Below are 24,477 nucleotides of genomic sequence, written 5' to 3'. Positions count from 1 at the left end.
TTACAGCAGGTATAGCAACGATAACGAGGATGTCCGCCATTCCCTTTTCCATGTCCTTTGACATGTTCTGATTTGTGACAATAACGGCAATAGACGTCAACTTTGGCCATGCTTTACCCTTAAAAGGCGGGAAGCATATCACAACAACTAACTATTTAATACATGACCCCATTTAATACCGGATTTTGGCGGTTTGGTTAGGACGTCATCCAGTGTTTTGCGGTGCTTTGTACTCAATTCCTTAACCTTAATCATTATCACTGTTTTCCTTTGTGATGTCAAACAATGACGTCATAATACAACACACTAACAGCGACGTCAATTAATGACGTCAAAAAACAAAGTTTGAGAAAAACGTAAACGAAAACCACACAATCATTTGTTAATATTTGAACAATCCCCCATCTGAGATAACACTATTCAGAGCGCGTTACAGCGCTCAATACGGTTAATTCGGCATTATCCGGCGAAAATACCAACCTGAAAACAGCGGTCAATGTTCAGAGCGAGAATATACGCCTTTTGCACCATGACATCGCTGAACGGGATAACCGGTTAATTGAATTAACGTAGTCTATAAGGAAAAAGTCAGACAATCGTTAGCGGAGTGCAACGATAAAAATCAGAGGGCAAATGAGATGAATGCAAGACTATAACAACTCAACTTGCATGAACTCAGCGGTCATTTTCAGAAGATGATGTCACACCAGAAATTATACTACTCATCCCCGTTGATACGGGGAACATGATACGGAAAACAAAAAAAATCAAAAAACAACAACGGTTTATGCCCGATAACCGTATCGACCTTGGCTAATCGGGTAATTTACCGATTTTTTCCGCTAACTGATTAAGACCAGATCGGATTATTCACCCATTCACGAATAATAGACAAATTTCTCTCATCTAAGCAGTTCATAGCTTGAATAAAATCAAAATTATATCGGTTATCATTATTCCAAATGCCAAGATAGAACCTGAGCATATGTTGCTCCCCCGTGCTTAATAAGCCCATTCTATTTTCGACTTCACCTTCAAAAAGATGACTTTCCTTCCAATCCCAAAAATCAATAAATTCTGGATGATTTCGCTGAATAAACGCTTTAAATTTGAGTCTGTCTTCCATTTTCATCCCCCTTATTGTTTAGACTCGCTTATCGCTTATCTGCCTGTCCATAAACTTCATCATCAGCACGTTTGCCAACAGCGATCACAAGCAGCAAGACCTTGTTATCAATCACCTCATAGACCAAACGGTATCCTGACGATTTCAGTTTAATCTTAAATCGGTTAGTTCGCCCACTTAATCGAGAAGCTGGGACGTGAGGGTTTTCTAAACGTTCAGCCAACTTCTTTTTCAGTTGCTCCCGTATTGTGTGCCCCAAATTTTTCCACTCCTTGAGCGCTCTTTTCTCAAATTCGAGTTTATAGGTCATCGAAACTAACACTCACAAATTCAGGATCTTCCAGTCGTTTATCTGCGATGAGGTTTAGTTCAGCATCTTCCGCTAATTCCAGATAATACGCGTATAGTTCAGGAGGAACACAATAGAATGCGGGTTCATTGCGATTCAGGATTGCAACCGCACCCCCCTCCCCTTCTTCAAGGGTTCCCATTGGGTTACGTTTTAGATCAGTGATGCTGGCCGCTGTGGTTGTTAAGACTTGATAAGCCATATTTTCCCCCGCTGTTAAGTACATTAATAGAATTTTTAAAAACACCATAATAGCACCTTTTAAAGCGCTTTTAAAAGTACCATTAAAAGATTTTTTATGTCGGGTGATATTCTATTGCGATTGTTTCAGGCCGGAAAATTATCTGTGCCGATAGGGGCATTTTCCCCCGCCCATTTCCTGAATAGATAATAGATATGAAGGATGAAGCGTAATAAGATCGGGAAAACCTGATAGCAGGGGCTATCAGGTTTTTTAGTGCCAGTGAAAACATTGAGGTATATTATTACTTTAGCGATATTAAATGATATTAAATGATATTAAATAGCGTGTAATGCCTTTTACAGTGTAGCCCTATTTTCGAAAAACAGGGGGATAGAGGTCACAAAATGAATTTTATTTGTATTCGCCAAATTCCGCTCAGTGAAAACTTCTATAATAATAAACATAACACTGTTTATTCTGTTTACAGGTAGTCTGCAAGAATAACGCCCCTCATTATTCATCACCCTTAATAGAACTCCTTTTCTCTTCATGCCACGTTTTAAATTTAGCGGTTTTCTCTATTTGTTCGACACGGTGACGTTGATACGCAAAGCGATTCACCAACGAGCCTGACTCAGCAGCCGGAACGGGATCACCTAAAAAATGCTGGATGGCTGCCCCCGTCCACCCTTGACGACTTTTCAGCTCTGAGAGGGTAATCCATTCGCGTTCCCACGAGGCTCGTCGATCTCGACGCTCTTGCTGTTTTTTACGTCGAAATGCAGCCAGCTCTTTGTGGGAAATATATCGAAAATATGGAAAAATCACGAGACCTCCTTGATATAAAGGATGAGTTCATGAATATGAATATGAATATGAATATGAATACAGAGATTATAAGACAAATATCAGAAACCCTGGGAAATGGAGTGAATAAAACTACGTCACGCTAACAGTGACATCAATTAATGACGTCAAAAAACAAAGTTTGAGAAAAACGTAAGCGAAAACCACACAATCATTTTTTAATATTTGAACAATCCCCCCATCTGAGATAATACTATTCGTTATGGTTATTGGCTGGTTGGAGGCGGTATGTTAACGCCCTCAGAAAAAGACAAGATGTATAAAGATGTTGGTTGGGTAAACAAAAAAAGAGTGTATATTCCTTACGGAACAATATTTAATCATGGAAGTACTTTACACAGGATCGGTGGTGCTACAGTTGAGGGTGTTGGGCAAACCGGGCACACTGGAGACGCAATTTGGTTGGCACCTGAACAAGATGAAAAGGCACCTACTGGTTATACTAAGTCTCGTTATAATCCGGGTTCATCGCGTGTATTATCTAAGTATAAGGTTACAGCACCGCTAACATTAGCAGCACTTGATGACGACCATGATTACTTAGAGCATAGCGATATAGAGTCATGGAAACTAATTAAGGAATATGATGGGTTGGATGGTGTTGCGTCATTGTATGCAGTTAATCAGATCCAAGAAATTTTGTTGTTCAACAAAACGAAAATAACGCTAATACAACGAACTGAATTAAAATAGTGCATGTTTGGGTATGTAAAAGGCCACGTATACATGGCCTTTTACATAGCCATTATTAATTTCCGCGCCAATCGTAAAACATCTCATCCATCGGGGCATTATCCCCCATTTTCTCTAGGCATATTTCCTGAATGGCCCTGCTCGCACTGCCCTTCCCCAGTGCCTGCAAAAACGCATACATCTGGGTTGGCATTGATAATGACGCGATTTTCGGCGTTTTCAGGCTGCGTTTTTTCCCCAGTTTAGGCCACGGGATCAGTGCCAACGTTTTCTCGTTCACCTGACCCATGCTGAAAATAAACAGCGGCGCTTTCTTGTATTCCAGCACAATATCTTTCGCGGTTTCGCGCAAATCCGCATCCGTCAGCAAGGATTCAATATGCTGGCGGATAATTTTTCTGTCACGGGTAAAACATAAATGACTCTGGCGACCATTCTCATACGTCAGGTAAGCGCGATAGCTCATAATTTCCTTATTTACTCATAACTCAACGGGGTAATGACGGAAAATTCTAAATGATTTTTTTTGGAAAAAATACAAAAAGCGCAGCGTTAGGGTTAGGGAGGGATATTGTAGTTAACCTATGCTAAGCCCGTCGAAAAGCTAACTCCCGTGTCTTCGCACTCTGAAAAGGGGCATTACGGTGAGTAATAATATTAAAGCATTTAAAGAGCGTCAGAAAGACGTGAATGAGCGCGCGGCACAAGTCCTTTCGTTTGCAGCCCATGCACAATTCAGGGACGGGGCTTTCATTGACGATCCCCAGGAACGTTACGCCAGTATCTTAGCATCGGCAAAAACCGTCCCGATGTTTGAGGGCGTGAATCCGGAATATGTCGGCCAGGTCGCCAGTGCGTGGGCGGATAGTCTGGCTGAATACAGTGATCGCAATGGTCATTACCCCTCATCTGAAATTCTGGCCAACTGTCACCATGCGTGTGAGCGCCTGATTCTGGAAGCTGCGGCAGAAAAACATGAGGGTGTTGGCGCGGCCATGTTCGAAAGTGTCAAATCGGATATGTCCACCAGCGACGGTGTGATGCGGCAGGCGCTTTTTGCCGCCCTGATCCTGCCGACGGCGTTAGGCGCCGCGACGGGGGATGCCTGTACATTCGTCCCCTGTGAACGCGATGAATCAAACGTTTATGAAGTCTTCAACGTAGCAGGGTCTAAATTTGGTTCCTATGACATCGGGGATGAGCTGAATATGCAATCTGCCGGTGTTTACTCACAAATGAGTCGCACCTATATTTTCCCTGATGACCAGCAACCCGACGGCACTAAAAAAACATTCAAATTCAAGGTAGCACAAACGCAGGAAGGCCAAGAAATGCCTATCCGTGCGGGTCGCACGGTACTGATGGTCAACCGTAAACGCTCTGATCGTGATAACAAGTCAGGCAAAGTCTATTTTGACGGACAGGATCATTCCGGCATCACATATTCAATCACCGGCACCATTGATTATGCCAAAGGCGACATCACGGTCGATTTTAACGGTGACACCATTCCGGCAAAAGGCACGGAGTTAGCCGTTGCGCTCGAAATTGATATTGAGAAAAAAGCCGACCTGATCCCACTGGTGAATCACGGAATGCGTAAATGGGAAGTGGTGCCGTCCCAATACGTATTGGCAGCGGAACACACCATACAATCGCTGATGGACGCCCGCCGCGAATTTGGGCTGGATTTAGCCTCCCTGCAATTCTCCACCGTGCGCAGCTGGTTATCCCATGAAATTGACATGATGCGCCTGCGCAAAATTGTCTTTCATACTATCCACGGCAGCGAATTTGATATTGCCCTGCCAACCACCCAACAATGGGATTCCTACGTTGCGTTGCTGAAATCGGCCATCACGCACGAATCCACCCAAATGACCAATCGCACCAAAAAAACAGGGATTCGCGGGGGGTTTGCGGGTGGGGCGGCGGCGAACTTCATTAAATCCATGCCGGAAACTTACTTCAAACCTGCGGACGGGTATGTCCAGTCCCCCCGCATTCAGTTCATCGGCACGTTGTTTGGTGTGTACCGTATTTTTGAAGTGCCGGAAACGGTTTGTGAGCAACTGTCTGACGAGGGGTGTCAGTTCTCTGCCAACGACATTTTTTTCTATGGCCGTGGGGACAATATCGGCGATGCCGGTTTAGTGGCCGGTGATGCCGTGCCTGCCATTCCGTTCGTTCATCCAACGACAACCGCTCTCATCAATCGCACCACCTTATGGGGTTCAGCGATCAATGAAATTCATCCCCGAAATGGCGAAAAATATTTCACAAAACTCACGCTGACCAACACCAAGATCGGCGCCATCGACATGCTCACCGGCAAACTCATTGCTGACGGCCATCGCGTGACGGCGCCCCCCTCAGACTCAAAGGTCGATATCGAAAAAAACCGCAATAAAAAAAACCTTGATTAAATTTCATTGATTACGGCGCCCGCCAGGGCGCCATAAGGAAGAACAAATGAATAAAATTCCTTTCGCTCTGGGTCAGGCTCCCGGTGTGGCCATTATGCCGCCAAACGCGGACGCCACCTTTACGAATGCGACAGGGGGTTCCTCCGTTTTTGCCGGTGTGGTGGTGGCAAAGCGGGGAAAACCCAACACCGTACTGCACGTCACACCGGATACCTTACACAAAGTCTTGGGTGCCCCCATCCATCCCCACTCAAGCAAGCATTTTGAGCCGTATCGTCATGTCTATCAGGCGTTAAATGGGGGCAATGGCTATGTCGTCCGCGTTGCTCCATCCGACATGAAAATTCCGTACCTAAAAGTGATCGACCCCAATAACAACACTTGGATGACTCCCGTGCTTTATACGGGTAATTTTACTTTCGGTTCAGAAATACCGACGAACAATACAACGTTCTTTTCCATCTATGTTGATGATGGTGATGCCTCTGATAATCGCACCTTGTCACTGATTAGAAACTCAGACAAAAAAGGGCTTTACACCCTGATCCTCAAAGAAGTCGATGATTTGAAACGCGAAACGACACTGGATACCATTCAGGTGTCGTTTAATCCTGAAGCGCTTAATGACATGGGACAACCTGCGTTCTTGCCTATCGCACTGGAAAATAATACGCATCGTTTACGAGCGGTCGTCGGTGACAGAGACAAAATGGCGCAATTTCCACCTGATTATGCCGGATTTAAAAACCAGAAATTTGAGGGCGGATCAGACGGTAATATTAACGACATTAAAGATGCTCATTATGGGGAGGCGCTTCAAGCACTGACGGCTTCAATGGTGAATTATACCGCGATTTTATCATTAGGGTGTTATTCGTCTTACGTTTTAGCCAAACTCGCAGAATTAGCGAATAATGTCCGTGTAGATATGTTCTGTGATTTACCCCCTGCCCTTCTGCCTAATCCGGCGATTAATGTCGCTGATAACCAAGGGTTTGGGGAGTACGCCCATATTTGCCGTTATTATTTCCCGTATCAGTCCCGTGATCCGTTCTCCGGTGGTCAGGTGGTGTATGGGCTGTCAGGTGATGCGTTCACCGCTAAGGCCAAAGGCGTTGCGATGGTTGCAGACGTGGGAGGCTATCACTTATCCCCCGCAGGACAATCCCGCGGCGTGTTGCTGCGACAAAACATCAAACCGCTGCCGGCCGCCGCTGAGATTGACCGCGAAAATTACGCCACTAAAGGGATCAATACCGTGGGCTTTGCTTCAGACGGTTCCGTCATGATCGATGACGCACTCACCACGTATGCCAAGAGAAACTATTTCAGGTTCCAGCATGTTAATAGTACGTTCAATGCGATTGCCCGCCTTGTCTATGACATTGGCAATGCACTGAAACATGAGCCTGATGGCATTACCCGCCGGGGTCTGGAGAGAGAAATTCCGAGGTTACTCGACCGTTTTGTGGCCTCCGGCGCATTAGTCTCTCCCCGTAATGCGGCAGAGGGTACAGCGCCCTATGAAGTAACGGTGACACAGGATGAGTTTGATATGTGGCATATCCGGTATGCCGCCTGTCCAACCGGTGTATCACGCCGAATCATCGCTGAACCGGTGCTAATCCCGTAATGAAGGAGGTAATCAAAATGAGTAAAGGCATGTTCACACGCGGTGTGCTGCTTCATTCCCGTTTAAGGGCATTCGCAACGCCAGCCGGTCAGGTGGCGATGATGGAATCCAATCAGGCTCACCCCGTGGGTAATCATCAATCGCGGCCTTCCGCTGGGGATGAGATGCTGCTGGAAGCCGTGTATAAAAAGGCCGAACAAGACGCCCGTGGGATTGCCGCTGCCGCAGTGATTGACTGGGTTCAGAATGGTGAAGGCACGTTCGATTCCTTTGATGAATTCGCACTGGGACTGGCTGATCTGCTTCAGGATAACGATGATGACCTCACTGATGAGCAAATCGACGACTACAACATGTGGTTAGGGTTCATGGCGGACGCGACAGTTTCAATGGGGGCCGATCAAGGTGATGTGACGGCCATGATCGACAATGCCGATGATGAGGCGGCGGATGCCGTTCTTTCTGCTATTGACATTTCACCCGATGATGAAGACGACATTATTGCGGAATTTTCGGTCACGGGGGGGGATGACGGCGCCATGATGGAAGCCAGCATCAAAGTGGTACGCGAGGGTGTCGTTAAGCTGATCCGCAAGCGCCCCCGTCCGCGCCGTTTAAGTGCGGCACAGAAAAGTGCGCTGAAAAAAGCCCGCATGAAAGCGCAAACCGCGTCGGCCAGGAAAGCCCGCAAAAAGTCCAACCTCATACGTAAAAAACGCGGATTGTAATCACACCCCCCCGCTGAACGGCGGGGGGATAAGGGGAATTTCATGGTTTGTGGTGCCATTATGCCAGATGGGATCAGCCCATTTCTAAAAGCTTATATCACTAACACGGAATCGATGGTGGTGGGCTATATCGGTGATGGTGCAATGGCGACGCTTCAGTCCCTTTGGGAATCGCCTTTCGAAAATGATTCAATTGGGTCAATGGCCGGGATATCCACGCTCGCCAATGGCGCACAGGTCATGACAGACAGCACGTCCGTTACCCGTATTAACTCGCTGATGGTTTGGCAGGGTCAAAAACCCCCGCAAATCACCCTGCCGTTGCATTTTATGGCGAAACAGGACGCTCAGATCGAAGTTCAGTCAGCCATTATGACGTTATTACAAATGGCCTCGCCTGAATTAGGGATGGTCATGCCGGGCGGAAGACGCCCGGAGCCGGTGGTGATCGATATCGGACGTCGGTTAAAACTCACTGATGTTGTGATTCAGGAAGTGAGTTTCGAACTGGACGCCCCCAGAACAGCGGAAGGTTACTACACCCATAACACGGTGACGCTTTCACTGTCAGGTATGCAGGTGCAAAACAAGTCCGAAATCCCTTACATGTTTATTTAATGGAGTTAATGAATGGCTGGTTTCAGTAATAGTAAAGCGAATAAGGCGTTTCTGAAAAAACGGTTTAACCAATCAAAAGCGGCGGGAGAACGACTCATCGGCGCGGATTATTGGATGGTCATCAAAGGGTATGAGCATTTATCCATTCTGATCCGCACAACGCAGCTGGGCGAATTTACCCGTGAAGATGTCGAGGATTATGCGCCTTCCGGTGTGAAAATAAACCAGCACGGTGTCTTTAGAAATCAGGGTGAATTCCAGTTTCAGTGCGCAGAAACCATCGACGGCGTGGTGTTGGCCGCCGTCAAAGAGTGGGTATTGGAAAAGGCTTATATCGATATCGATATTTACCTTGCCAGTGAATCGAAAGCGGGCGAATGGGGTCAGCCGATCCGGGCCTATGAAATGGTGAAATTGTACTGCGATGCCGTGGATTTGGCGTCTGAAGATGTCACGGCGGTCGTTCGTCCTTCTATGCGGGCTGTGTACAACTGGCAGGAATAATCCATGACACCGAGGCAACTCTTAGATTCTGTTAAAACGCGATTCAGGCCGCTCCTTGTTGTTGAAGACGATACGTTAAAAGGGATGCTGGTTAAGGCACTGACAGAATACCAAGATCGCGCAGGACTCATTAAACGGATGCATTTAGCGAAAGCGGCGGGGGTATCCCTGCCCTATCCGGATGATTATCTTGAGTTAGTCCATGTCATGGATCACCGTAGCGCCCTCGTCTTTGCTGAACCTTATGAGGACGCCCTCCAGCTTGATTTGATGGGCGATGAGCGCTACCCCTTTACGCTGGTGTATCTCGTCAATATGCGCGATTGCGACTTAGACAAGTGGGTTATTCCCCCCGGCATTTGCGGTGTACTGGAAAACTACCTTGAATGCCTGATCGATATTCAAAACACGGAACGTAAGCGGCGGGTGTCGGCGGCGGGCAAACTGGATATCAGTCACCTGCCTGATGAAACCACCCTGTACCAACGTAAAATCGATCTGGAAGACAAAATGGCGGCGAACCGCGCCATTATCACCGGCGCCAGTTTAATGCCGTAAATAAGGAGGCATCAATGGGGATCTTCAGCGGCGTAGGCAAGTCGCTAGGTTACAACAGCCTGTCCAGCGTTGGCAAAGCCGCTGGCAACCATTTTATCAGCAAGGTGTTAGAGCGTTCCACGTCAATGATCGCCGGTAGCGTTGGCGGCGCGGGAAGCCTGAATGCGGAACTGAGCAAGGCAAAATCCATTGTCCACTCAGCCCTGCGTATTCGTTATGCACAGGGCTGGCAATGGGCTATCGAAGCCGACGGACTCAATGGCTTAGATATGTTTGCCAAAGACATCACTTACGATTCCATCACGATAGAAACAGAGGCCAAACAGATAGGGGCGGTCGTTTTCAACAAACCCACCCATCGGGAAGCCGGCACCATCACCATTACCGTGCGTGATTCTGAAGAAGGCGCCATTGCACGTTGGTTTGATGAAAGAGCAAATCGCGTCACCAACAGTGACGGTACTGTCAATCTTCCTGCTCAGTATGCGATGGGAATACGTCTCTATCGCGTGATGCAAAACGGGGGCCTTGATCTGGAGAGTGAATTTGACGTTTTCCCGGTCTCTCGCGGAGAAACAACGCGGTCGCGTGACCAGGTGACCGAATTTCTCGCCTACCCGCTGACCTTTATTAAAACGTCATCGATTGAACCCGGTGTTGTCTCAATGGTGGGTGGCGCTCTACGCGATGCGGCGGCAGGGGCGGGAAGTTCTAACAGTAACATTATTAAATTTTAAACGGATTATGTATGCAAATTCCTGATTTCCCCCTCCCCTCTAATCCCGGTATCGAAATTCGCTTCCGGATGCCGACCGTATCCGAGGCGATGGCCTACAGCGGTGCTGATCCGGAGCAAGAAGAAGCACTGACCACCCGCTATCTGAACGAAATCCAGTACAAAGAAAACCAGCATGATGCGGCCCTTTGGACAGCGCAAGACCGCCGCACGGCCTTATGGTGGATCTTCTGTAATTCCAGAATCGACACGACATTAACCGTTTCCTATGAGTGCGCTCATTGCAAAAAAGAGCACTATTACGATTACGATGCAAGGGCGCTGGATATAACGGCAGGGGTACTGACCATTGAACCCGTTGAAACCGTCGCGATCCCCGTCAGCGGCCAATCCCATGATTGGGTATTAAAGCCATTGGATGGCCGTGCAATGGAACATCTCGAAACCGCCCGTAATAGTCTGCCCGCCCCGACTGAGCCGGCTTATAACGATGAACTGATTAATCTCAGGATCATGGAATTAACACACCAGGCTCATTTAAATGCGCAGCCGGCAGATTTTATGGCGGCCGCCCAAAGCCGTTACGAACTGATCAAGCGAATGGCGCTGGATACTGAATTCTCCCCGTTAGTTGCCAGTATTGAACTGATGAACCGCCGTCTTGCGCACGGGCTGGCGATGAAAATAGAAAAAGGCACGGCTCACCTGCTGTTACCCAAACACCGTTGCCCTGATTCAGGTAAGGAGGGTGCGGCCAAATATACTCAGCTGTACACGCCCTTTCGGAATCACCACTTCTTTCCAGACTTTAGATCTCAATGGCTGGCTGGTATTAACCACTAATCTGGCGCTCTACGGCAATCAACCCACGGGCGATATAGACCGGCTACCGGAGTGGCGAGCCTTCAAAATGAATGAAGCGTTAGAAGAAAAATTCAAAAAAAATACGTGATGGTGAGAGAGAGAAATGGTCAACACAGCCTTAGCGTTACCCGAACAGGAGCGCATCATCAATGCGATTGAAAAAGCCAGTGACGCCGAATTATCCGCACTCGCGGCTATCCGGACAGATATCCGCACCCTGTTCAGCAAAAACGACAAAACCAAGGCGGATGGCAATGGATTAATTATCAGCCGCCCCCCACGCCGGGTATCAAAAAACACCCAGCCTAATACCCTTGGTGTAAAACTCATAGAGGCGGAAAAAACACCTTCGGGAGATACACATTCAGTTAACGACATTCAAAATTCAATCAATAACCAAACGAATGCAATTCAGAACAAAAATAGAACACAAATACAAAACATTTCCGTTCTAAATGAACAACAAACAACGAGCAAATCCAAACGAGCACAAAACAGTAAACAAACAGATACAATTCAGAACGAAAATAAATCAAAAACACAAAACGTTTCCGTTCTAAATGAACAGCAAACAACGAGCAAATACAAACGAGCACAAAACAGTAAACAAACAGATGCAATTCAGAACGAAAATAAATCAGAAACACAAAACGTTTCTGTTTCAAATGAACAACAAACAACGAGCAAATACAAACGAGCACAAAACAGTAAACAAACAGATGCAATTCAGAACGAAAATAAATCAGAAACACAAAACGTTTCTGTTTCAAATGAACAACAAACAACGAGCAAATACAAACGAGCACAAAACAGTAAACAAACAGATGCAATTCAGAACGAAAATAAATCAGAAACACAAAACGTTTCTGTTTCAAATGAACAACAAACAACGAGCAAATACAAACGAGCACAAAACAGTAAACAAACAGATGCAATTCAGAACGAAAATAAATCAGAAACACAAAACGTTTCTGTTTCAAATGAACAACAAACAGTTAATGAATTAAAACGAATACCGAACGTTAATCCAATAAACGACATCCGCCATGCCAATGACCAACGGATAAAAAACAATGGTACAGGAGAGATCCCTAATGCCATTTCCTTTCAATCCTATTTAGCAAACAAAAAGGCGTTAAATGGAAACCAAAAAGCACACGCGTCGATAGCCGCAAAAAATATCAGAACAGAAAATAGAGCCGAACAATCTCGCACCGCTTCGGGGCGTTTCGCATCAAAAGATAAAAACGAATCGCTCAAAACCCACAAAGCCCGCCAGCAGGAAAGAAAAGACAATACGAAAATGCAGGCCGGTTTTCTGCGTAAGCTCAGTGGCGTGATTGGACAGTCAGGTAAGGCATTGGCTGACACGAAAAATCAGAGCGCATTAGATGTTGTGGGTGCTGCGGGCGGTTCGTTCTGGCAGGCAGGAAAAGAAGCCGCAAACGTCACCTCAAATGCGGTCAACAACGTTGTTTCGCTGCATGACTGGGTGAAAGGTCAACGCAAAAAAACGCAGCCTGCAACCCAACAAACGACCATCCCCCGTCCCACACTGCCGGTCCCGACCTGGGGGGGTGAGAAACAAACAAAATCAGCCAAAGCCTTCGCCATCCAAAATCAAAACGACCAGACGAAAGCGATTAAGGCACAGACCCAATTAACCCAGGCTAATGATGAAAAAGTCATTAGTCTGCTTGAAGACCTCGTTGATAAGAGTAAAGCGAAGAAGGGGGAGGGTATTCTGGGGGCGCTCTTCAGTGCGCTGGCTGTCAAAGCTATCGGTAAGAAAATCGGCGGGAAACTGGGTGCGGCAATCCTGTCTGCGCTGGCACTGGGTAAAATCAAATCACGGGTATCCAAATTCAGCGCCGGAGGCACCGGGGGCAACGGCATTGAGATTGACGTTAACGGACACGATAAAAAGAACCCCCAAAAAACCAAGGCAAAAAACAAAAAAGGGCTAAAAAACATCGGAAAAGGGGCAGTGAAAACCACTGCCGCCGTCGCAGGTTCAGCGGGCGTTATCATGGCGGGTAACGCGATCCTCGACAGTGCTGAAGAGAAAGCCGGTGAACAGGCCACGCAAAAAGCGGCAACAAAAGGCGCGGAAAAAACCACGGAGAGCAGTGCAACAAAGGCGGCTAAAGCAGGCACAGAAAAAAGTGCTGAAAAAGCCGCCGGCAAAATTGCGGGGAAAACCGCACTCAAAGCCGTTCCTCTTGTGGGGACGGCGATCGGGGTCGGCTGGGATGCCTATGATGGTTTTACCGATACAGACGCTCAGCGCGAAACATTCGGTTTACAAGACGGGCAGGATGTCACCACCCGCCAGCAGACAGAATATGCCCTCGCAAATGTGGCTGATCTGGGCGGATTAGTCTCCGGTTCAGCGGGATTGCTGGCGGACGGGGCTAAATGGCTGGGGATGGACAGTGTTTCTGAGGCTCTGACCTTTGATGCCGGTGACATCGCCAAGACAATCGATAACGGCGTGACGGCCATCGATAAAAAAGCGACGGCCGTTCTTGATTTTTTCTCGTTTGGCGACGACAAGGACGACCCGAAGAAAGAAGACGATACACAGCAAATCAGGCAAAGTCAGGCAGAAAATGCGGAATTGGTGCAGGCCGTCACGGAAGGCGCAGACCAGACCACGCAGGCGGTGAACAAATTAACCAATCAAATCCCCCCGTTTGGTACGGAAATGGGGCACGATGGCAAAACGGTGCCCGTTAATGGGTTTTCCCCGACGACACCGGCGCAAAATCATTTTACGGATGGCCTGAATATTGGCGGGAAAAACGCCCAAAACCGTAATTTCCGCAATAACAACTTTGGTAATTTGGTTTATGTCGGACAAAAGGGCGCCCGTCTTGAGGATGCCAACGCCAAAGGCGAGCAACGATTTGCGAAGTTCGAGACCCCTGAAGAAGGAATGAGGGCGCTTGCCAACCAAATCACGTCATACGCGAACGGCACCTCAAAAGCGGCCGGTTATCAAAAGCTGAATACCGTTGAATCGATCATCACAAAATACGCCCCGAAAAATGAAAACCACACCGAAGGCTATATTGCTAATTTAGCAAAATCGCTGGGAGTGAACGCCGATCAGCAATTAGATCTCTCAAACCCTGCCGCCATGACAAAGATGATCAGGGCCATTTCAACCATTGAAGGGGGCAATCCCCAAGTCACCGACGAATTTATCAAAAATGCCATCGGCACCCGTGACGAATCCGCCAATTCATGGATCGGTAAATTTAGCCCAGAAACACTGGAACAGGTGAACAAAGCACGGGCAGAAAAAGGGCTGAAAGCCGTGAGTTCAGCGGATCAATTCAGCGCGCCCGAACTCGCCAGTACCACGGCAAAAGCGCAAAAAAACCTGACACCGGTGGCACCGGTTCCCTCCGCCGCACCGACAACGCCAGATGATAAAAATTCGGGTTTTTGGGGCAGTCTCAAAAACGCCCGTCATCGCGCAGATGAAAAGTTCAGCGAGGTATTAGCCGGCAATAACGTTGCCGGTATTCGCCTGAATAAACCCGATGCCGGGCTGACACTCCCCGCGAAGATGAGTGCGGAAAATCTGCCGGCCGGATTACGAACGGCCATGCTTCCCGCAGACCAGATCGTCCAAGCGAATCACGCCAAATTTGTCGAAAATCGCGTTCATGATCCGCTGGCACAAAGACAAAACCCCCCACAAGATCCGTCGGTATCGGCAATAAAACCCACGGATACTGGAAATGGCAATCATGAGAAAGACGCTGTTCCCATCAACAAAGACGCGATACCTGTCGTTTCTGTCAATGAAGTGAATAAAGCCTTACCCGCCCGCTCTCCGCCTGCAAGTATGGCGGATAAAAAACCCGCAGAGGGGGGATTTTCACCAACATGGCAAACCGTGGCTGACATTGTATTACCGAGTGTGGCCGACACCGCTGACAGCCTGACACAGGGGTTTTCCAGTAACGGCATGTTGGACGGGATGCGGGGCAAAATCGGTTTAGACAACGATAAGATCAGGGCCCTGTCCCCCCTCACCGGTTTTGTGGCCCAACACATTGATGGCGGTGTACACGGCATGACAGACAGCGTGGCGGATACCCTACGCCAGCCTGTCGGCATTGTTGGGCGTGTGTCAGCAATGACAACATCGCCAGACTCGGCAAGCCGGGATAACCCGCCCGCTATGGCGGACAAGAACGCCCATCAAACACCCCCAGAGCCGCCTGCCGGGGGATTTTCACAAACGCTGCAAACACTGGCTGACATTGTATTGCCGAGTGTGGCTGATACGGCTAACAGCCTGACACAGGGGTTTTCCAGTAACGGCATATTGGACGGGATGCTGGGCAAAATCGGTTTAGACAACGATAAGATCAGGGCCCTGTCCCCCCTCACCGGCTTTGTGTCCCAACACATTGATGGCGGCGTACACGGCATGACAGACAGCGTGACTGAAACCTTACGCCAGCCTGTCAACATGGCTAATCTGTTGCCAACCTTGACAGAATCCTCCGATCCGACACACAACAAAGGCAGTTTGCCGGTGGCTCTGGCAAAGAATGCGAATCAAGCCCCGGCAGAACAGCCTTCTGGCGGCTTTTTACACACCGTGTCTGAGATGGCAGCCGATACCGTTAAGAGCCTGACACCCGACTTTTCCAGTGGGGGCCTGTTAGATGACCTGTTAGGCCAGACCGGACTGAATAAGGAGACGGCCAGCGCACTGAATCCCCTCACCGGTTTTGTATCTGGCGGTGTACACAGCATGACAGACACGCTGGCTAACACGGTTCGCCAACCCGCTGGGATCACCCTGCCCAGTCGTCTGCCTACCGTCACTGATTTGGCGGCCAGTGGGGTAAAAACACCGGTCACACGCGATAAATCATCCAGCAATGCCGACAAAGCCATGCTTACCCAGCTGCAAAAAATAGCGGCGTCTCTCGAAAAACTGATCGGCGTTCAGAAAGAAGCTAATAGCAACGGGCAAGATCCCAATACGACCGCCAATTCCGCACAACCCGCACCAAGAAATGATATTCCGCTGGGTGCCGCAAGCCATGCACTCGCAGAAATGCTCAGAGACAGGACGAACTAAAGATGAATGAAATCGACTGCTTACTCCGTATCAATGCCGGGGGCTTAACCCTCAAGTCAGGGGAAAGCGAAGCCTTGCCCGCACGATTGGAGGAATGGCTTCGTACCCCCCTTGGCAGTATTTACGGCTTACCGGAGTGGGGTAATCCCTTAGTGGAATTCAAACATGAACCCACCAACCAGCTGGTGGCCGTTTTCATTGAGAACCGGTTGATCTCGAAATTACGGACCGACATCCCTGAGATCAGTCTGTCAGGGATACGTTGTACACCCGCCAACGATGCCATCGATATGTATGTCATCACCTTCCAAATACAAACAGGTACAGTCACCATCGGACTTCAAAAGGGGGATTCATGAGGACGCAGGATTTACTCGACAAATTTAATGAAACATTGCAGAAGAATAGCTGGTGGGCGCGTTTTACTAACAGCCAATTTGTCAAAATGATGGCGATTTTTGGGACTCAGGTCATTTACTACGCGCAAACGTTCGCTGAACGTGCTTTAGCGGAAGGGTTTATTTCCACCGCCACTAAACGCTCATCCATTCTGGCCGCCGCAGAAGACAAAGGCTATGTCGGTCGATTGATTATCCCCAGCCACGGGTTAGCCGCCGTACATAATAAGACAAACCAGCGCATTCAGTTACCGGCATTCTCAACTTACCTCTCCGATCAGCAGTATCCCTATATGATTATGGACGTGCTGGATATTCCGGCCGGGGAAACGGTGAAAGACGTCAATATCAGGCAGATGGAGATTGTCAAAGTCACCAAGATAGTGCAGCTGGAAGAGGACTTTCTGTCCGTGACGCTGCCCAAGGATCTGACCGCCGAATGCGTCAAGGTCGATGTTTACATCACGGTGGAGGGTGTAGAAGAACGCTGGGAGGAAAACCCGCAATTTCGTCTTGCCACCGAAATCAGCCAAAACTACGTCCTGTTTTACAAACCGACTGAACAGTTAGGTATCCGTTTCGGGGATGGCTCTATCGGCAAAAAACCGCCGGAAGGCAGCATTATTACTATTCACGTCTGGTGCAGCGCGGGCGATATCACGCTGGTAGAAGGGCAAAAACTGATCCCGTCTAATACGTTTTCCCCTTACACCAACAGTCTGGAGATTATCACCACCACGCCCATCACAGGGGGAGCCGGTAGCGAGACAACGGAAGAAATCCGAAACCGGGCGCAATACTATATCGCCTATGACGATCAAGTGGTGTGGGGCGGTGACTATAAGTTTTATCTGAAGTCCAAAATTGTCGGGACGTCATGGATTAACGTCTGGGGCGAACAGCAGCAGGAGAAATCCACCGGCATTAAAGATCTGAATAACATTAATGCGATTTTCATTTGTGGTCACAAACCCCAATCCCCACAAGCAGCCCTGAAAAAAGAAATTTTAGGTGCCGTAGAATCGATTCCGAATGCGCTGAATAAAAAATTTGTTTATGTCGATTCGCACGAATTGCCCTTCACCATCAAACTGACGGGAATTGCGGTCAAAAACGTCATTATCTCCGAGGCAAAAACCCAAATCCGTGATCGGCTCAATCACCAGTTCGGGCGTGATGCAACGAGTTTTGACTCGAACAGCACCGGTGATTTTGAACAGATCCGCGTCAATAACCTGTGGGCCTGCGTTGAATCGCTGGGGATACTGGCGGAATTCAAGATTGAGGTGATCGGCATGACAGAAGCAAAACAGCTGAATGATTTTATCTATCTCGATACTGAGCGTTCAGTGTTCGAAATATCTTATTAAGGCCGGACATGATTAAAGATTGGTTGAAACACAGGCTGACCCCCGAAAAACAGAAATCAACCCTGTGGTGTGAGTTTACGGACAGCTTGCAAGCCGTTTTGGAAGAAACGGTGGAACCCTTGTTGGAACGCATTTCCCATCGGAAATCGATCTTTACCATGCACCCTGAAGATCTGGATAAGCGCATCGCGGAACTGGGGAAATTTTTTATTATCCGGACAGAACGCGAGAAAAGTAAACCCGTGTTACTTTCTCAGCGTCTGGATGAGATCCATTTTAAAGGGACGGAACGGCCGATTTCCGCCACCTTCTGGCGGGAATTTAACAACCTGCCCGCCAAATGGTCGCCGTTATGGGCACCCGTGGATCAGGCGCATTTTCCCTACGGCACCGTCTTCTTGCCTCATGAGCTGGTGGAAACGGCTAAATCACGCTACGGCGAGTTTTTTCTGACCTCACGCGGCGTCATCCAGTTATCGCTGAACACGCTGTATGAAAAATACGGCTACAAAGAACAGGCCAAGCTGTTCAGCAGGCTAACAAAACAGTTTGATCAGGTCATTGCCCCGCTGATCCCGTTGGAAATCGTGTATAACGGCTTTCACTTCTTTTTCTACTTCACCATCACGGAAGAAGCCGAATTACTGATACTGAAACAAACCCGTCTCTTCATCGATGCTCAATTTAAACTTCAGGATGTCGAAAATACCTTGTCAGGGGCAACCCGTCAGTTAACACTGCCCAATCAGGTCATCCGGGCCATTATCCGGCCACTGAAACAGCACACTTATCGTTTTGACGACATGCCCCTTGATGCGTGGGCGCTGGACTTACACCATACCCCGCCCATTATTCCGGTGCCTTTGGGCACACAAAATGATCCGCGATTGACGCTTGTCGAGAATCAAATCTGGATCTCGACGGAAGGCCATTACGGGTGTTTAGTGTCACTGAAAGGGGAGGACATCAAACGCTATTCATTCCCTTCATGGGCGAAAAAAGCCTTTTTACCTATTCCGGTTGAAAAAATTCCCCTGATAGAAAAAATTACCTATTGTGTGATACCGGAATTCATTCTGTATGACGTGCCACTGGCGGAACACCCCGACACCCTTCAGCTGAAACAGACAACCGAGCAGGTCAGTATCCGCGCTATACCGGAAAAAACCGACACGCTGAACAGGCAACGCGCTGACATCCGGCTCGACGCTCATATTCAGCTGGAAGATAACAGTGATGCCACACGACTGGATCAGCTGGCTGAGCAGGTACGTATCAGCGCAATATTGGAAAAACAGACAGCCGTTGAACGCATCCGTTTGAGCACGGGGCTGGCCGCGCATCTTGCGCCCGTCAAATTTAACGCCGTTACCCGCCTGAATATGACGGAAATCCGCATTTTCTACACCGCCCAGCTACAGGATAAACGGGCGTCGGTTCACCTTGAACGGACAACGGAACACGTCCGAGTCAGTGCCCTACCGGAAAAACGGGAAGCCGTCGAACGCATCCGTTTCAGCTCAGGGTTTTCATCCCCCATAGCGCCCGTCGAGTTTAAAGCGTTGACCCGCCTGAGTAGGGCGGAAATCCGCCTGTTCTATACCGCTCAACTGCATGAGCGCCGCCACCGCCTGCGTTTTGAATCGACCACGGAAAAAGTCCGTGTCAGTGCCCTGTCGGAAAAACGCGATACAGTGAATAACATGCAGGTCGGCGCAGAACTCTCATCCCATATGGCTCCCGTCGAATTCAAACCCCACACCACGTATCTGAACATGGATGAAGTGCCACTGGATATGTGGGCGCTGGATGTGAATGTGCTTGCATCACCGGTCTTGAGGGGTGATCCCCGTCTCCGGGAAGAAGCCGGGCGGATCATGCTTGAAACCACCGGACAGCGGGGCTGTCTGGTGAGTTATTCAGACGGAAAAATGAATCGCTATGAATTCCCGTTGGGGGCAACGGAAGTACATCTGCCGCATGACGGTCTGCATTCATTTCACGACATCCTGAAGATCGTCTTTATCTAGCCTACACAGGAGTTCATAGAGAAATTGTAGTTCGAATACACTGCCATAAAATACACAGAATGAGGTTGTTTTATGGCAGATGCTCTCGCGTCCGTATCAAACGGAAAACTCTACAAAGGTCAATTACTGAACTATTACTACAGTCGCCGTGCGGAATCCGCCATCGGGGTTAACGGCCAGTTTCTGATTACCAAAGGCTGGTTTGGCATGTCATCCCTTGTCACCGCCAACCCGACCGGCGGCTGGGACATTGCCGATATTCCGCTGGATTTCGCCAATACCGATCTGTTAAAGAAATTCGCGGAATGCTCACTGATTTGTACCGTCAACGGCAGCACCATTTCAATCAATGCCACGCTCCCGGAATCCGATCTGCCTGAAGATACGGCGTTTGACTTTAACACACTGGCGCTGGTGGATAATAAAGGCAATATTTTCGGCGTGTTGTGTTGTCAACAAGACACGCTGCATAAGGGCAAATTATTTACCGCACTCATGACTATTGAGCAAAAGGTGGCCTAATGTCTCAGGTGATCAACGAAGCAGCCGTGCTATCCAGTAACAGGGATGCCCTACCGCTGTTAGCCGATATTCAATATTTGGAACCCTACACTTCAAGCGCCTTAAACCGGAAATTGAAGGGGATCTTAAGAGCGGGCATTTATACCGGTTTTCAGCCGAAAGCAGGCACCGGCCTGTCAGTGCTGATCACCTCATCCTCAGAGCAAGACGGGCAGGGCGCAGCCTCTATCAACGTCGGAAAAAACCAGATTTCCATTCAACAGGTGAAAGAGGTCATGGTGCCGGTTCCGGCCAGCAAAACCAGCATCATTGCGCTTGAAGCCAATTTTGAATTTGGCAAAGTCACTAACCAGGTGGATTCAGCCTCCACGATTAAAGCGGCCCATATCGTCGTTGTGGACGTTTCTCAGGGCATATCAGGCAATCAGTTAGAATTGTGCCGTGTTAACGTTCCTATGGACGCTAAAGCGATTACAGAGGCGATGATTGACACCTCACATCGCCTGGCTCAAACCGTGGGGATCACCTTAAGTGAAAAGATCGACAGTGATGAAGAAGGGATTGCTGCCAATCCCAAGGCCGTCAATCGTCTCAGGAAAACCTTACTTGATAACGCCCCGCAGGGTTTAAACACTATCGGTCAGCTGGCAACGTCGCTTGACGGTAACAAAAACTTTGCCGAAACGATGAACCATGCGTTATCGGGAAAAATGTCAAAACAGGAAATCGCATCTCTTGATGAGACGGGAAAATTTCAACATTGTTTATCGAGCGGTTTTTATAAGGTCGAGATTAAAAATATTGCCGCTGTAGCCGATGCCCCCGCAGGGTTTTACGGTTACGGTATTTTGGAAGTGCATAATAGCAATGGCGTAATTGCCCAACGTTACACCGCCCATAACGGCCAGGTCGCGGTACGGCAATCGTGGGATAATGGTACGGAATGGATCGGTTGGAATGCCGTCTATTCATCCACAACGAAACCTACTGCCGCCGAGGTCGGCGCGTACAGCCGAGCCGAAACTGACCAGCACATCAATGATACCAGGGCACAGGCAAACGCGGCCCAGACTGCCGCCAACAATGCCAACAACAACGCCAATGGTCGTGTTCCCGCTGACCGCAAAGTGAACGGTAAGCCGTTGTCTGGCGATATTGCGCTGACTGCCGGTGAGGTCGGCGCCTACAGTAAAGGCGAGACGTACAGCCGAGGCGAAATCGATGGCCGAGTCAATGACGTCAGAAACGTCGCCAACAATGCCAACAACAACGCCAATGGTCGTGTCCCCGCTGACCGCAAAGTGAACGGTAAGCCGTTGTCTGGCGATATTGCGCTGACTGCCGGTGAGGTCGGCGCCTACAGTAAAGGCGAGACGTACAGCCGCGGCGAAATCGATGGCCGAGTCAATGACGTCAGAAACGTCGCCAACAATGCCAGCAACAACGCCAATGGCCGTGTCCCTGCTGACCGCAAAGTGAACGGCAAACCACTGGCCGGCGATATTGCGCTGACTGCCGGTGAAGTCGGCGCCTACAGTAAAGGCGAGACGTACAGCCGCAGCGAAATCGATGGCCGAGTCAATGATGTCAGAAACGTCGCCAACAATGCACAAACAGCAGCGAACAATGCCAACCATAACGCCAACAGTCGTCTCGAAAAATCAAAGAATGGTGCAGACATTCCCGACAAAGAGGCTTTTCTTTATAACCTTGGTTTAGCGGAAACCCGCCAGCAGGCCCAAAATGCCGTCCCTTACGGGCGCAGAGTCAACGGCCAGATGCTGGGGGGGGATGTCTGGCTGAGCGCGGGGGATGTCGGCGCCTACAGCAAGGGCGAGGTGGAAAGCCGAATCAATGAGGCTAAAAATTTAGTTCATAATGTTGTAGGAGATATGAGATTCTCAAAACCCAGAGTTTCCTATCGTAGTGGTGGTTGGAACAAAGGAAACACGACAACACGACAAGGAGGGGAATTTCTAATTGATATTGACTTTGCCGGAGAAGGTATTGGTAAGGATTGGGATACTAAGCATTTTACCACAATACAATATTTTAAAAATGGTATTTGGGTAAATATAAATGATAATTACAGGCTACGCGTAATCCCTCATACGTATGGTATACAAGAATATATTGAGAAATAATGGATGATTAATATAAAAAACTTCAAGGAATATAAACCGGATAATCTTAAATTCGGTGAAAATGTGATTTATCTGATTTCGGATGACGGTCAGGACTGGTATGAATGCCAGAAAAAATATCGAGAAGACACGCTGAAAGTGGAATACTATGCGGACGGAAGCATAATCAGGACATCAAAAGATGTATCCCGGCTATGTCCTTACAACGCCAGTGTGCTGGAAACAGAATTTGATGAAGAATTAGATATAACTCAATGCCATGTTGTAAATGGAAAATTAATTAAAAAAGATGCCAAAATATTAGCGCAAGAGGCGCAGTTAGAAGCAAATCGAATCAAACTGATATTGATTTCTGATGCCCAGAAACAGATGCAGATGTTACACACCAAATTACTAATGGGGAGAATCTCTGAAACTGAGCGTCAGAAATTAAATCACTGGCTGGACTATGTGGACACTGTTGAGGCTGTGGACACATCAACAGCGCCTGATATCCAATGGCCGGAACAACCAGAGTAATACCAGTGGGGCTGAAGGCCCCATCTTTAGCTTTTAAACTAAGTAAGTTTGTTTTATAACTTAATTTAGATGTTATCTGCTACATTAACCCAGTTACCGTTTATCAAGTATTGTATTGTAGCAAAGGTTGGTTTAGCGGAAACCCGCCAGCAGGCCCAAAATGCCGTCCCTTACGGGCGCAGAGTCAACGGCCAGATGCTGGGGGGGGATGTCTGGCTGAGCGCGGGGGATGTCGGCGCCTACAGCAAGGGCGAAACCTACAGTAAAGGGGAAACCTACAGTCGGGGCGAGGTCGATGGCCGTGTCAATGAAGCTAAGAATGCCGCCAGCAATACGGTGAGCGGAATGAGATTATCCGCCTTTCGAAATTACAGTTTTGGTTCAAATCGAACTAGCTATCTCTTTAGAAAAACTGAGTATAAAGAAGCTCATTTTGGCCTTAGTTGGAATACAAGCAGCGGAAATGTCAGCAGAGGGGATCATAACTATTTAGCTTATAATGGTAGAAGAAATGGTGAGGTTATTATTAATATGCTCTTTCAGTCCTCAGACGAGAATTTTCCTCGTCATTGGAGATTAACAAGGTTATAAAGAAACAGATTCGTCTTAATTTTCGTCGTTAATTCACTCGCCTATTTCAAAATAGACAAGAAAAGACCGATTATTTTTTGCTGATGACACGGGTCATTATGGATAACAAATAATCAACTTGCCATCTTATCAAAATAAACGACAGCACGAACATAATTTGACCTGTTTTGTATGATAAATGTGTGAATTGAATAACAGGAAAAGAGGGGGAGTAGATAAAAACAAAAAAGCCAATGATGAGATTGGCTTTCGTGCTATTGCCCTTTTAAAAAAAGGACTCACTTAACGCTAACAAGGATATTTTAACGTGACCGCTACATTTTTTCAGCTAACAGCAAACCAAGCAAAAGTTAACAGAAATAAACCACCCAAGATTATCTTTTCTTTTTAAGAAAATCAATTAAATATTATCAATTAAAACCAGGAAATATAAATTAATAATTTATTTAATCAACAAAAAACCTGTAAATGATATTTTATCATCAGATCATTAAAATGATGAGT

Annotated in this window: 23 protein-coding genes and 1 pseudogene; 17 read left to right on the top strand and 7 right to left on the bottom strand. The window is 47.9% G+C overall.

Translation table 11 applies throughout. From position 1 onward, the window contains the following. From Xhom_RS28490 to Xhom_RS23645, 6 genes and pseudogenes are all read right to left on the bottom strand, one after another. The coding region (locus Xhom_RS28490; RefSeq protein ID WP_338063730.1) for an IS1 family transposase at positions 1-110 on the bottom strand (110 nt) is incomplete at its 3' end. Between the two features lie 46 nt (positions 111-156). Further along, positions 157-255 (bottom strand): annotated as a pseudogene (locus tag Xhom_RS38225) (type II toxin-antitoxin system HicA family toxin); the annotation flags it as partial. Between the two features lie 595 nt (positions 256-850). After that, entirely contained in the window at positions 851-1,126 is a 276-nt protein-coding gene (locus Xhom_RS23660) for a hypothetical protein (protein ID WP_099140005.1), read from the bottom strand. Between the two features lie 28 nt (positions 1,127-1,154). Next, positions 1,155-1,436, bottom strand: coding sequence for a type II toxin-antitoxin system RelE family toxin (locus Xhom_RS23655; RefSeq protein ID WP_099140004.1), 282 nt, complete (start codon positions 1,434-1,436; stop codon positions 1,155-1,157). Next, complete coding sequence (locus tag Xhom_RS23650; RefSeq protein WP_099140003.1) at positions 1,426-1,677, bottom strand: type II toxin-antitoxin system Phd/YefM family antitoxin; 252 nt, start codon at positions 1,675-1,677, stop codon at positions 1,426-1,428. Before Xhom_RS23650 ends, Xhom_RS23655 begins: the two co-directional genes overlap by 11 nt. Before the next feature lie 495 nt (positions 1,678-2,172). Further along, positions 2,173-2,487 (bottom strand): hypothetical protein, encoded by a 315-nt coding sequence (locus Xhom_RS23645; RefSeq protein WP_099140002.1) that lies wholly within the window; start codon positions 2,485-2,487, stop codon positions 2,173-2,175. 267 nt (positions 2,488-2,754) lie between these two features. On the opposite strand from Xhom_RS23645, the gene Xhom_RS23640 reads away from it, so the two are divergent. Continuing rightward, the gene (locus Xhom_RS23640; RefSeq protein WP_099140001.1) at positions 2,755-3,219 is read left to right on the top strand and encodes a hypothetical protein; all 465 of its coding nucleotides are present in this window, start codon (positions 2,755-2,757) and stop codon (positions 3,217-3,219) included. A gap of 55 nt (positions 3,220-3,274) precedes the next feature. Here the strand turns inward: Xhom_RS23640 and Xhom_RS23635 are convergent, their stop codons facing one another. Further along, complete coding sequence (locus Xhom_RS23635) at positions 3,275-3,685, bottom strand: hypothetical protein (protein WP_099140000.1); 411 nt, start codon at positions 3,683-3,685, stop codon at positions 3,275-3,277. A gap of 178 nt (positions 3,686-3,863) precedes the next feature. On the opposite strand from Xhom_RS23635, the gene Xhom_RS23630 reads away from it, so the two are divergent. From Xhom_RS23630 to Xhom_RS23555, 16 genes are all read left to right on the top strand, one after another. Next, positions 3,864-5,645: a capsid protein gene (locus Xhom_RS23630; protein WP_211287909.1), complete on the top strand. Its 1,782-nt coding sequence runs from the start codon at positions 3,864-3,866 to the stop codon at positions 5,643-5,645. A gap of 46 nt (positions 5,646-5,691) precedes the next feature. Beyond that, positions 5,692-7,278, top strand: a complete 1,587-nt coding sequence (locus Xhom_RS23625) for a phage tail protein (protein WP_099139999.1) — start codon at positions 5,692-5,694, stop codon at positions 7,276-7,278. A 17-nt stretch (positions 7,279-7,295) separates the two neighbouring features. Beyond that, entirely contained in the window at positions 7,296-8,006 is a 711-nt protein-coding gene (locus tag Xhom_RS23620; RefSeq protein WP_099139998.1) for a hypothetical protein, read from the top strand. A gap of 42 nt (positions 8,007-8,048) precedes the next feature. Next, positions 8,049-8,624 carry a hypothetical protein gene (locus Xhom_RS23615; protein WP_099139997.1) on the top strand — a complete coding sequence of 192 codons (576 nt, stop codon included), beginning with the start codon at positions 8,049-8,051 and terminating at the stop codon, positions 8,622-8,624. A gap of 12 nt (positions 8,625-8,636) precedes the next feature. Continuing rightward, on the top strand, positions 8,637-9,128 hold the full coding sequence (locus Xhom_RS23610; protein WP_099139996.1) for a baseplate protein: 492 nt from the start codon (positions 8,637-8,639) through the stop codon (positions 9,126-9,128). A gap of 3 nt (positions 9,129-9,131) precedes the next feature. After that, positions 9,132-9,686, top strand: coding sequence for a hypothetical protein (locus Xhom_RS23605; RefSeq protein ID WP_099139995.1), 555 nt, complete (start codon positions 9,132-9,134; stop codon positions 9,684-9,686). A 14-nt stretch (positions 9,687-9,700) separates the two neighbouring features. Then, positions 9,701-10,423, top strand: a complete 723-nt coding sequence (locus Xhom_RS23600; RefSeq protein WP_099139994.1) for a phage tail protein — start codon at positions 9,701-9,703, stop codon at positions 10,421-10,423. 68 nt (positions 10,424-10,491) lie between these two features. Continuing rightward, positions 10,492-11,265 carry a hypothetical protein gene (locus Xhom_RS23595; RefSeq protein WP_145957501.1) on the top strand — a complete coding sequence of 258 codons (774 nt, stop codon included), beginning with the start codon at positions 10,492-10,494 and terminating at the stop codon, positions 11,263-11,265. 124 nt (positions 11,266-11,389) lie between these two features. Beyond that, positions 11,390-16,399, top strand: a complete 5,010-nt coding sequence (locus Xhom_RS23590) for a hypothetical protein (protein ID WP_099139992.1) — start codon at positions 11,390-11,392, stop codon at positions 16,397-16,399. Positions 16,400-16,401: 2 nt separating this feature from the next. After that, on the top strand, positions 16,402-16,758 hold the full coding sequence (locus tag Xhom_RS23585) for a hypothetical protein (protein ID WP_099139991.1): 357 nt from the start codon (positions 16,402-16,404) through the stop codon (positions 16,756-16,758). Next, on the top strand, positions 16,755-18,167 hold the full coding sequence (locus tag Xhom_RS23580) for a baseplate J/gp47 family protein (protein ID WP_099139990.1): 1,413 nt from the start codon (positions 16,755-16,757) through the stop codon (positions 18,165-18,167). The genes Xhom_RS23585 and Xhom_RS23580 overlap by 4 nt, the downstream gene beginning before the upstream one ends. Before the next feature lie 8 nt (positions 18,168-18,175). Further along, positions 18,176-20,197: a hypothetical protein gene (locus Xhom_RS23575; RefSeq protein WP_099139989.1), complete on the top strand. Its 2,022-nt coding sequence runs from the start codon at positions 18,176-18,178 to the stop codon at positions 20,195-20,197. Positions 20,198-20,269: 72 nt separating this feature from the next. Beyond that, entirely contained in the window at positions 20,270-20,719 is a 450-nt protein-coding gene (locus Xhom_RS38220) for a phage tail protein (protein ID WP_244590812.1), read from the top strand. A gap of 26 nt (positions 20,720-20,745) precedes the next feature. Beyond that, on the top strand, positions 20,746-22,863 hold the full coding sequence (locus Xhom_RS23565) for a hypothetical protein (RefSeq protein WP_145957500.1): 2,118 nt from the start codon (positions 20,746-20,748) through the stop codon (positions 22,861-22,863). Positions 22,864-22,866: 3 nt separating this feature from the next. Continuing rightward, positions 22,867-23,382 (top strand): tail fiber assembly protein, encoded by a 516-nt coding sequence (locus Xhom_RS23560; RefSeq protein ID WP_099139987.1) that lies wholly within the window; start codon positions 22,867-22,869, stop codon positions 23,380-23,382. 69 nt (positions 23,383-23,451) lie between these two features. Continuing rightward, positions 23,452-23,973 (top strand): hypothetical protein, encoded by a 522-nt coding sequence (locus tag Xhom_RS23555; protein WP_099139986.1) that lies wholly within the window; start codon positions 23,452-23,454, stop codon positions 23,971-23,973. The last annotated feature ends 504 nt before the right edge of the window (positions 23,974-24,477 follow it).

It is taken from the genome of Xenorhabdus hominickii, from assembly GCF_002632725.1.
Classification (GTDB): Bacteria; Pseudomonadota; Gammaproteobacteria; order Enterobacterales; family Enterobacteriaceae; genus Xenorhabdus; species Xenorhabdus hominickii.
Note: the sequence above shows the minus strand (reverse complement) of the source record. Positions and strands in the feature narration are given on the sequence as shown.

What these genes read in the sequence shown, in the direction of transcription:
- Xhom_RS38220 (WP_244590812.1), top strand. Translation starts at nt 20,270, where the DNA reads ATGGCAGATGCTCTCGCGTCCGTATCAAACGGAAAACTCTACAAAGGT.
- Xhom_RS23650 (WP_099140003.1), bottom strand. Translation starts at nt 1,677, where the DNA reads ATGGCTTATCAAGTCTTAACAACCACAGCGGCCAGCATCACTGATCTA.
- Xhom_RS23605 (WP_099139995.1), top strand. Translation starts at nt 9,132, where the DNA reads ATGACACCGAGGCAACTCTTAGATTCTGTTAAAACGCGATTCAGGCCG.
- Xhom_RS23560 (WP_099139987.1), top strand. Translation starts at nt 22,867, where the DNA reads ATGATTAATATAAAAAACTTCAAGGAATATAAACCGGATAATCTTAAA.
- Xhom_RS23660 (WP_099140005.1), bottom strand. Translation starts at nt 1,126, where the DNA reads ATGGAAGACAGACTCAAATTTAAAGCGTTTATTCAGCGAAATCATCCA.
- Xhom_RS23615 (WP_099139997.1), top strand. Translation starts at nt 8,049, where the DNA reads ATGGTTTGTGGTGCCATTATGCCAGATGGGATCAGCCCATTTCTAAAA.
- Xhom_RS23580 (WP_099139990.1), top strand. Translation starts at nt 16,755, where the DNA reads ATGAGGACGCAGGATTTACTCGACAAATTTAATGAAACATTGCAGAAG.
- Xhom_RS23635 (WP_099140000.1), bottom strand. Translation starts at nt 3,685, where the DNA reads ATGAGCTATCGCGCTTACCTGACGTATGAGAATGGTCGCCAGAGTCAT.
- Xhom_RS23575 (WP_099139989.1), top strand. Translation starts at nt 18,176, where the DNA reads ATGATTAAAGATTGGTTGAAACACAGGCTGACCCCCGAAAAACAGAAA.
- Xhom_RS23640 (WP_099140001.1), top strand. Translation starts at nt 2,755, where the DNA reads ATGTTAACGCCCTCAGAAAAAGACAAGATGTATAAAGATGTTGGTTGG.
- Xhom_RS23590 (WP_099139992.1), top strand. Translation starts at nt 11,390, where the DNA reads ATGGTCAACACAGCCTTAGCGTTACCCGAACAGGAGCGCATCATCAAT.
- Xhom_RS23610 (WP_099139996.1), top strand. Translation starts at nt 8,637, where the DNA reads ATGGCTGGTTTCAGTAATAGTAAAGCGAATAAGGCGTTTCTGAAAAAA.
- Xhom_RS23625 (WP_099139999.1), top strand. Translation starts at nt 5,692, where the DNA reads ATGAATAAAATTCCTTTCGCTCTGGGTCAGGCTCCCGGTGTGGCCATT.
- Xhom_RS23595 (WP_145957501.1), top strand. Translation starts at nt 10,492, where the DNA reads ATGCCGACCGTATCCGAGGCGATGGCCTACAGCGGTGCTGATCCGGAG.
- Xhom_RS23620 (WP_099139998.1), top strand. Translation starts at nt 7,296, where the DNA reads ATGAGTAAAGGCATGTTCACACGCGGTGTGCTGCTTCATTCCCGTTTA.
- Xhom_RS23655 (WP_099140004.1), bottom strand. Translation starts at nt 1,436, where the DNA reads ATGACCTATAAACTCGAATTTGAGAAAAGAGCGCTCAAGGAGTGGAAA.
- Xhom_RS23585 (WP_099139991.1), top strand. Translation starts at nt 16,402, where the DNA reads ATGAATGAAATCGACTGCTTACTCCGTATCAATGCCGGGGGCTTAACC.
- Xhom_RS23600 (WP_099139994.1), top strand. Translation starts at nt 9,701, where the DNA reads ATGGGGATCTTCAGCGGCGTAGGCAAGTCGCTAGGTTACAACAGCCTG.
- Xhom_RS23555 (WP_099139986.1), top strand. Translation starts at nt 23,452, where the DNA reads ATGTTATCTGCTACATTAACCCAGTTACCGTTTATCAAGTATTGTATT.